Raw genomic sequence first — 1621 nt, forward strand, 5'->3', positions numbered from 1 at the left:
CTGCAAGCCGCGCCGGCTGGAGCCTGGCCATGTCTGGCTGGCCGGCGCCGGCCCCGGCGACCCCGGTTGCCTGACGCTTGAAGTGCTGGCGGCTTTGGCCGAGGCGGATGCGCTGGTCTACGACGCGCTGGTCTCATCCGATGTCGTCGCCGTTGCCGAAAATGCCGAGCTTTTCTTTGCTGGCAAGCGCGGCGGCAAACCGTCGATGAAACAGGATGACATCACCGCCCTTTTGGTGCGGCTGGCACGCGACGGCCGCCGCGTCGTCAGGCTGAAGGGCGGCGATCCCTATATTTTCGGCCGCGGCGGCGAAGAAGCCCTGGCGCTGGCGCATGAAAACATCCCGTTCCGCGTGCTGCCAGGCCTGACCTCGGGCCTCAGCGCTCTGGCCGCGACCGGCATTCCGGCCACCATGCGCGGCATCAACAAGGCAGTGATCCTGGCGACCGGCCACGCCGCCGGCACCGATGACGATCTCGATTGGGCGGCAATCGCCCGCACCGGCCAGCCTGTCGTCGTCTATATGGGCATGGCCAACCTGCCTTTGATCGCGGCGGCACTGCTCGATGGCGGGCTGGCGCCGTCGACACCGGCGGCAGTGATCGTCGCGGCGACCACGCCGCAGGAACGAACCGTCGTCGCCACGCTCGCCACCATTGCCGAGGAAGCCGCGGCCGCCGGTCTTGCCTCGCCGGCGCTGATCATCGTCGGCGGCATCGTTGCCATGCGCGCGGCACTGGCGGGACAAGCATGACGGCCCGCGCCATCATCGTCGGCGCGCCGCGCTCCGGCTCCGGCAAGACCAGCGTCACCATCGGCATTTTACGCGCGCTCACCCGGCGTGGGCTGAAGGTGCGAGGCGCCAAATCCGGCCCCGACTATATCGACCCCGGCTTCCACACCGCCGCCACGGGATTGTCCGGCGTCAATCTCGACAGCTGGGCGATGCCGCCATCGCTGCTCAACGCACTCGCCGCGCAAGCCGCCGACGACACCGATTTCGTCATCCTCGAAAGCGCCATGGGCCTGTTCGACGGCATTCCGGCCTCGCCCGGCCGCACCGGTTCGGCGGCCGACCTGGCGCGGCTCTACGGCCTGCCGGTGCTGCTGGTGCTCGACGTTTCCGGCCAGTCGACCACCGCGGCCGCCGTCGCCAAGGGTTTTGCCACCTACGATCCGGATGTACGCATGGCCGGTGTAGTGCTCAACCGGTTGGGCAGCGAGCGGCACCGCCGGCTGTCGGGCGACGCCATCGAGGCGATCGGCCTGCCGGTCGTCGGCGCCATCCTGCGCGATCCCACTCTGAACCTGCCCGAACGCCATCTCGGCCTCGTCCAGGCCGGCGAATATGACGACCTGATGGCGCATCTCGACCGGCTGGCCGACATGGCGGAGAAATCGCTCGACCTCGATGCGATCATGGCCCTGGCGACACCCTTCACCCCGGCGTCTGGCGGCTTCACCGACGCACTGGTGCCGCCCGGCCAGCGGATCGCACTGGCCGAGGATGCCGCCTTCACCTTCCTCTATCCGCATGTCGCCGCCTACTGGCGCAAGGCGGGTGCGGAAATCGTCCCGTTCTCGCCGCTCGCCGACGAAGCGCCCGACGAGACCTGCGATG

Annotated in this window: 2 protein-coding genes; both read left to right on the forward strand. The window is 69.0% G+C overall.

Annotated features, from left to right (window positions below; all coding sequences use genetic code 11):
* On the forward strand, positions 1–754 hold a 754-nt coding region (cobA, locus tag EN750_RS33375), incomplete at its 5' end, for a uroporphyrinogen-III C-methyltransferase (protein WP_127399200.1).
* On the forward strand, positions 751–1621 hold an 871-nt coding region (locus tag EN750_RS33380), incomplete at its 3' end, for a cobyrinate a,c-diamide synthase (RefSeq protein ID WP_127399201.1). The genes cobA and EN750_RS33380, both read left to right, overlap by 4 nt.

The organism is Mesorhizobium sp. M7A.F.Ca.ET.027.03.2.1, from assembly GCF_003999175.1.
GTDB lineage: Bacteria > Pseudomonadota > Alphaproteobacteria > Rhizobiales > Rhizobiaceae > Mesorhizobium.